This window comes from Litorivivens sp. (assembly GCF_057445395.1).
This window is the reverse complement of sequence record NZ_JBVBUV010000115.1, coordinates 1-7337: the sequence shown is the minus strand read 5'-3', so window position 1 is coordinate 7337 and position 7337 is coordinate 1. Positions and strand designations below refer to the sequence as shown.

The following is a 7337-nucleotide window of genomic DNA, read 5'->3' as shown; positions in this document are numbered from 1 at the left end:
TCAAGGACGGCGACGACTACATCATCAATGGCTCCAAGACCTTTATCACCAACGGCCAGCACGCCGACCTGGTGGTGTTAGTTGCCAAAACCGATCCTTCAGCTGGCGCCAAGGGCACCAGCCTGTTTCTGGTAGAGGCCGGCACTCCCGGTTTCGAGAAAGGCAAAAACCTTAACAAGATCGGCCTGAAAGCTCAGGACACCTCGGAGCTCTTCTTTCAAGACGTTCGCGTCCCCAAGGAAGCCCTGCTCGGTGAAGAGGGCATGGGTTTTGTCTACTTGATGCAGGATTTGCCTCAGGAGCGCCTCAACATCGCCATCCTGGCCATTCACAGCTCTCAGGCAATTCTGGAAAAGACCATTGAGTATGTGACTGAGCGCAAAGCCTTCGGCAAATCCATCGCAACTTTCCAGAACACCCAGTTCAAACTGGCTGAGCTCGACACCGATCTCACTTCCGCCACGGTCTTCATTGATCGCTGCCTGGAACTGCATATCGATGAAAAGCTCGACGCGGTCACCGCTGCCAAAGCCAAAATGCTCAGCACCGATCTGCAAGGCAAAGTCATGGATGAGTGCCTGCAGTTGCACGGTGGCTATGGCTACATGTGGGAATACCCGGTCGCCCGCGCCTGGGCCGACGCCCGTGTACAGCGCATCTATGGCGGCACGAACGAAATCATGAAGCTGATCATCGGTCGCGAACTGGTGAAGTAAGCTACCCAGAGACGCCAGCATCTGCTGGTGTCTCTATTTTTCTAGAGCCAAAAGGAGGAGCACCACCCGGCAACACCTTAATTGACGCAGTTTGTCATACAAACTCCGGCCATACGGCCACTATAAAAGTAACAAAAGAAAAAGGAGAAACGTATGAAGATGCGAACCAGGCTGACAACAGCCTTGATGGTGATATGCAGTGTATTCACCATGTCCGCACAGGCACGCGATGCCAATAAAACCACCTACCCCATTGTATTTGCCCACGGCATGGCCGGCTTTGACGATATACTCGGCTATGACTACTGGGGCGACGACTATGGCGTTTACGTATTGGACACCTGCAGCTGGGGTGAATACTACTGCAACCACGACATTAACTCGCAGCAGGAATCTTTTGTTGCCTCGGTAACGCCCTTCGCTAGCTCAGAGCAACGCGGCTACGAACTCTACCAGGATATTCAGAATTACCTCGCCTCATCCGGGCACAGCTACGTTAACGTCATCGGTCACTCACAAGGCGGCCTTGATCTGCGTAAAGCAGCCAAACTGTTGCACGATAACCGCGGTTATCGGGTGGTCAAATACGCCATCAGTATTTCCTCACCTCACCGTGGCTCACCCATTGCGCAATATGTGCTGAATTTGCAGCCTGGCGTCACCACCATTCTGGAAACACTGGCCGAGTATTTTGGCAATGTGATCTATGGTGGCGGTAACGACGCGATTGCCGCGCTCAAGCAGCTGGTGAACCACGACTACGACCCCAATGACGGTGTAACAACCGGCACGTATGCCTTTAACCAGGCTTACCCCGCCGGAACCGCCAACATCGAGCGCTCTCGCAGCTTCCTGACCGGACAGGATAACGGCAACATGAATCCGGCGCTGTACCTGCTTAAAGAGCTCTGGACAGAAATCGACGGTGACGGCTACGCAAGCTATGACGCCAACGGCGACGGCGCACTGGGCACAGGAGACGGAAACGCCAGCGACAACGATGATGACGGTCTTGTGGGCATCAACTCCCAGCAAATGGGTTACCGGCTCGAGTATTGGGAATGCTATGGCTGCCTCGACTATGTCTGGACCCAGACCAACACCGGCTACGTTGCAGATCTGAACGCGCCTAACGCCACTCAGATGACCTCCCACGCCTGGAAAATCAATCAGGATCACTTGGATATCATCGGCGTACCGCCCGATACCTTTGATGAAATGGAATTCTACGCTGCCATCACCGACTTCATTGCCGACAACGGGTTGTAAGCGGAGGTATTATGGCGAACAAGGTTCCGGCCATATTGATCACCAGTGCAGCGGCAGCTGCACTGGTTTTCACTTTCTGGCCAAGTAACGAATCCACGGCCACACTGCAGCCAACACGCGAGGCTACGGCAGAACAGGCCATTCCTGAATACCAGAATGAGGCGCCCACCGCGGCGGCCACAGAACCAAAATGGAGTAGCGACGAAGAGCGCAACGCTTTTTTTGTCGCCGATATGCAAAGCCGGTTTGCCCCGCACATTCATATACAACATGCGCAAATACGCTTTCTCGAGCAGCTCATTTCCTATTTGAAAGCGCACTATCCCGACGATTGGCGGGAACGGGTTGCAGCCTTCCTCAATGCCAGCTTTCCCGAATTGGCGGCAAGCCTGCAGAATAAATTCGAGTCACTGGAACGCTACAACGAATGGCTGCTGGTGGACCGGAAACAATTGCAACAAATGACCCCTGAAGAGCGCCGTCAGGCATTGTGGGATAAACGCTATGCAGCCTTTGGTGAAGACGCGGAAAAAATCTGGGCCGCCGAGTTGCGTAACCAGAAAATCTCGGAGACGCTCGCAAGAATCGATCAGGACAAGGACGCTGATCTGCAAACAAAACTCGACGCTTTGATGGATAGCGTGCAGGAAAGTTACGGCGAACACAGCGATAAATTCATTGAAACCCGACAGACCGAACTACTGAGCAAATTCGTAGAGTTGCCGTCCGTGCAGTCAACCCTTAGAGCGATGCCGGCCCCTGAGCGACGTCGGGAGCTACGCAAGGTACGGGCAGCTTTAGGAATGAATGCGGACGCCCTGGATCGCTGGGAAAACCTGGATGAAAAACGGGATATTGCTTGGGAAGCCGGGCAGACTTACATGGCCGAACGGCAGAAAATACTAAGCGAATACGATGGTCATCAGCAGGAACAAGCATTGTATGCCTTGCAGAATGACGTTTTTGGTCATGATGCCGAACTTATCCGCCAGGAAGAAACCGCAGGCTTCTACCGATATAAGGGTGAACGACGAATCGGCCGCGAATAAAAAGCCGGTTCGCCGGCTTTTTTTACGACATCGTTTTGTTGAAATCCCAGTAGGCTTTCAGAGACACCAGTTTGCCTTCGTCATTGGCCGTGTAAACCACGACCATTTGCATTTCCACGACGGTATCGCCGAGCAGGTTACGAATTTCTACAATGTTTGCACATTCATCACCCGCCGGGTGTGAACCAGTGATTTCAAACTTCTGCATATCGCCGGGGCCAATCACCGTATCGTAAAACGCGGCAATTGCTTCCTTTCCACGATGACCCTGACCACTCGGATCCAGCGGTGATTCACCGACCGGGTCTTGCACGACAGCGTCGTCAGCAAACAGACTCAGCCAGCCTTCGCGGTCACCGGCAAGGACATATTCACCCGATTGAAAACTGGCTTGCTGCGCCTTGTAAGCGTTGCCCATGGTGCGCTCCTGTTGTTATTGGAGCACCGACAATAGCAAGCAGAGGAAAGTCACACAATGGCACGAATGGGTGAGCCCATTCGTGCCATTTAAGGACGGCTATCAGGGGTTCTGGTACCAGAACTCGTAGGCCCCTGAACCGCTGTAGGAACTTACGCGCCAGCGATACTGACCGGAATTGCCGTTGTAATCGATCTCTTCGCTGCTGCTGCTGGATTCCGATCGCGATACGCTGCTCCAGCTGCAGAATAGCGTGCAGGAGTATTTTTCAAGCCGCAAGTCGAAATCGGCATTTGCCGGACCTTCAAGCCACGCCTGAAAACGACCGCCAGCACTCTCGAACCCGTTTGCAGGAACATAGACAACCTGGCCATTGCTCAGCGTGCCAGAGGTTGATTCACATTGACTGCAAGGACCGCTTCCAGCTTCCGTCACAACAACACTTTGCACCGCTGAATCGGATTGCCCGGCCGTATCCTGAATTTCTAATGTGACCGTATAGGTGCCAGCTGCGGCATACGTATGGGCCAGAACAGCCGCCTGCCCTGTATTACCGTCGCCAAAATTCCAGCTATAGCTGGCAATGCCGCTATCGTCTGAACTGTTGCTGGCGTCAAAGGTACACGTCAGATCAGCGCAGTCTACAGTCAGGTTAGCCACTGGGGGCAGGTCGACACCTTCACCGCTCACGCTGTTCTGGGCCAGTAGGTTGGGTGACCCTGCACCCAGGCTACTCAGCTTGCCTGACGTTCCCGCACCAAGCACAGCATTAAACACCTCGCCAGGGGCCGCTGCCGGTTTGGTCGACAAATACAGCGCTGCGATCCCAGCTACATGAGGCGCCGCCATGGAGGTGCCGCTCATAGTCGCCGTGCTGCTGTTATTACTGATACCCGCCGACCGAATGCTGGATCCGGGTGCAAAAATATCGACGCACGACCCTTTGTTCGAAAACGAGGACCGCGCATCACTGCTGGTTGTTGAACCAACGGTAAGAGCTTCTGCAACACGATTGGGAGAACCGGTGCAAGCATCGGTATTATCATTGCCCGCAGCTACAACGAAAGTGACGCCGGCGTTGATTGCAGAGCGAACCGCATCATCGAGGGCTTGACTGTTGCCCCCGCCCAAACTCATGTTCGCAACCGCTGGCTTCTGGTGATTAGCCATAACCCAATCAACGCCTGCAATAACGGCAGAATTAAAACCGCTGCCATTACAATCGAGCACTCTGACCGGATAGAGCGTCACATTTTTGGCGACACCATAGACAGAACCACCAACCGTACCGGCAACATGAGTACCGTGGCCATTACAGTCTTCAGTGTCATCCGGGTTAGCGGAGCCGCCACCTAACAGCCCGCCGCCAGTGCTCACGGTGTTATGGCCACTACCCATTCGACCGGAAAACTCATTGTGAGTTGTGCGAATACCGGTATCAATCACGTAGGCATGTACACCACCGCCGTTGACCGAATAGCTATAACTGCCATTAAGCGGCAAGGCAGGCTGATCCAGTCGATCCAAGCCCCAGGTAGCATTGGACTGCACGGCGGTCGCAGCAACGATGCGATCGGGTTCAATGTACTTAACCAGCGGGTCGAGGGCTAACATGGCAGCAACATCGGCAGGCATTTCCGCAACGAACCCTGTCAGCGCGTGTTCGAAAACGCGCCCCGTAGTAATACCGTAAGTTGATGCCAACGCTTGAATCCGGGTAGTCAAATCCGCTAGGCCCAATACATCAAGCTTTTCTAGAACAACAATGTAGCGGCCGCTAACTGCCTCGCCCACATTTGCAATCTTCATCGTTGCCTGTTCACTTACCTCAGTAAACTCGGCGCTGGTCGCATCACTGCCCGATTCAGATTGACAGCCAGATAACAGCAATCCCCCCATGGCCAGGAGAAGCAATTTCTTCATTTATAAGACTCCATAAACGACACTTTTTTTATAGGAAAGTCAGCACACGCTGGTAGCGCTGATGTCATGGCGAAGTTTAGGAGATCAAGGAGTAGCGATGCTGACAGGCGTCACATTCTTGCCGCCAAATTTCGTGACCCGGCTCACGCATAAAGAGAAAAAAGACAAATTAAAACAGATTGTGTTTTACGCGCCACATAACGCGAACACGGTCACGTAACGGCTTATCATGTAAGTTAGAAAGACTATTCTTCGCGCTTATCGCTCTTTAGTGCCCGGCGCAAGGCAGCACCCAATACATTTCGCATGACACGATCCCGCAACGATTTCGGCGCACTGAGCCTCAGCACGCGAAGCCATTGCCAAACCGCGGGTACCGATTTTCCAACGGGAGTGAGCGCATCCAGGCAAAGCTGAATTTTACTCTTACCAACAGTTTTAAGCGCTTTGGCGACAGCGAGTTCCTCTGGCGTGAAATCACAACCAAAGGGGTAAGCGGGAAAGCAGCCATCATGACGCAGATCTTGCAGTGTCTGCTTGACCCGCTGTGGCGTGTTCTCCGAAAACTGCTCTGGAATATGGTAGTCGGGCTCGATTTTTCCAGCTCGTATCGCCGTTGCCAGCAGGTTTTGTTGAAAGCGGGAATCAGCAACATTCAACAGCGCCTTGATAACCTCGCCATCCGATTTACCGCGCAAATCCGCGATACCGTACTCAGTCACCACAACATCTCTCAAATGCCGGGGAATCGTGCAGGCGCCGTATTCCCAAACGATATTGGATTCGGCATGACCATTACTTTCACGCACCGCACGCAGCATGATGACAGAGCGCCCGGTCTGTAACTGGTGCGCCATCGCTACAAAATTATACTGACCACCAACGCCGGAAAGCACTTGTCCACTCTGCAGTGTGTCAGATACAACAGCACCATTTAAAGTGACTTTCAATCCAGTGTTGATAAACCGGGCATGGATTCGCTGCGCTCGATATAAACGGGGGTTCATGTCCAACTGATTGATCTTATCAACGCCGGTCATATTGATTTTTTGACGCAGTATTTCCGGCAAACCCCGCAGACGCTGATAAAAATCCTGACTACCCAGATAGAAACCACCGTGCAGAATTTGGCCATTTCTCAGGCAAGTGCCAAGGCACTGCGTTGCCATAACGCGCCGAGAGTGAGGGTTGGCCATATTCGCAGGCACACGCGCGCCATCAGGCGCAGTGATATAACCGTCACTGTACTGGCAGTCATCGCGGAACAATCCGTGATGCTGGAGCACCTTGAAGTCCTTGCCGCGAATTTCACGCACACCCTGCTCAGCCAAACCTTCCAATACCGAGCTATCGAGCCGTTCTGGATCGCAATCTCCGGCGTTAATAAGCTGCTGCAGCGCCCAGAAATCATAGACTTCGCGCTTGAGAATGCCTGCCTGCTGCAGGTGCATAAAGCCTTCTACCAGCATCTCTGTTGCACCATACAAGCCGCGCTCAAAAGGCCCGGTACCACCGACGCGCTTTATAAAATCACGCCGCTCGGGTGTCAGGATGCCTGCCCGCAACAATGCCTCTTTGTAAGCCGCACTGTTCTGTTGTCGTAAACACAAGGCGTACGTTACTGCGTCACCCAGCGCACCAATTCCAATCTGCAGGGTTCCACCATCGGCAACCAGACAGCTGGCATGCAGACCCAACAGATAATCCACGTCTCCCAGGGGTTGAAGCTTGGGCGCACTGAATAACGGATGATCAAGCGTAGGCGCCTCGAGCACCATATCGTAAAAATCCGGCTCCACTTCAGCGTCACCACACATGTAGGGCAGCTCGCGATTGAGAACGGCAACCGACCGGAATTCGCGCCCCGATGCTGTGAGCCGTTCGACTAGCTCTGCCGATGTATCCGGGTTACAGCTCATACTGAGCTTACGACGACCATCAATTTCACGGCTAGCCACCATC

Annotated in this window: 6 protein-coding genes; 3 read left to right on the top strand and 3 right to left on the bottom strand. The window is 53.4% G+C overall.

Features of this window, described 5'->3' with window-relative positions:
- The 3 genes from AC222A_RS18375 to AC222A_RS18365 all read left to right on the top strand — a co-directional run.
- On the top strand, positions 1 to 716 hold a 716-nt coding region (locus tag AC222A_RS18375), incomplete at its 5' end, for an acyl-CoA dehydrogenase family protein (protein WP_486775404.1).
- Between the two features lie 153 nt (positions 717 to 869).
- Positions 870 to 1985, top strand: coding sequence for an esterase/lipase family protein (locus AC222A_RS18370; RefSeq protein WP_486775403.1), 1116 nt, complete (start codon positions 870 to 872; stop codon positions 1983 to 1985).
- 11 nt (positions 1986 to 1996) lie between these two features.
- Positions 1997 to 3034: a hypothetical protein gene (locus AC222A_RS18365; RefSeq protein ID WP_372759188.1), complete on the top strand. Its 1038-nt coding sequence runs from the start codon at positions 1997 to 1999 to the stop codon at positions 3032 to 3034.
- A gap of 22 nt (positions 3035 to 3056) precedes the next feature.
- On the opposite strand, the gene AC222A_RS18360 is transcribed toward AC222A_RS18365, so the two are convergent.
- From AC222A_RS18360 to AC222A_RS18350, 3 genes are all read right to left on the bottom strand, one after another.
- A complete protein-coding gene (locus AC222A_RS18360; RefSeq protein ID WP_372747827.1) occupies positions 3057 to 3452 on the bottom strand; it encodes a nuclear transport factor 2 family protein in 396 nt (131 codons plus the stop codon).
- Between the two features lie 102 nt (positions 3453 to 3554).
- Complete coding sequence (locus AC222A_RS18355) at positions 3555 to 5375, bottom strand: S8 family serine peptidase (protein ID WP_372747828.1); 1821 nt, start codon at positions 5373 to 5375, stop codon at positions 3555 to 3557.
- Positions 5376 to 5620: 245 nt separating this feature from the next.
- Positions 5621 to 7337: acetyl-CoA hydrolase/transferase C-terminal domain-containing protein (locus tag AC222A_RS18350; protein ID WP_486775402.1), on the bottom strand; the 1717-nt coding region annotated here is incomplete at its 5' end.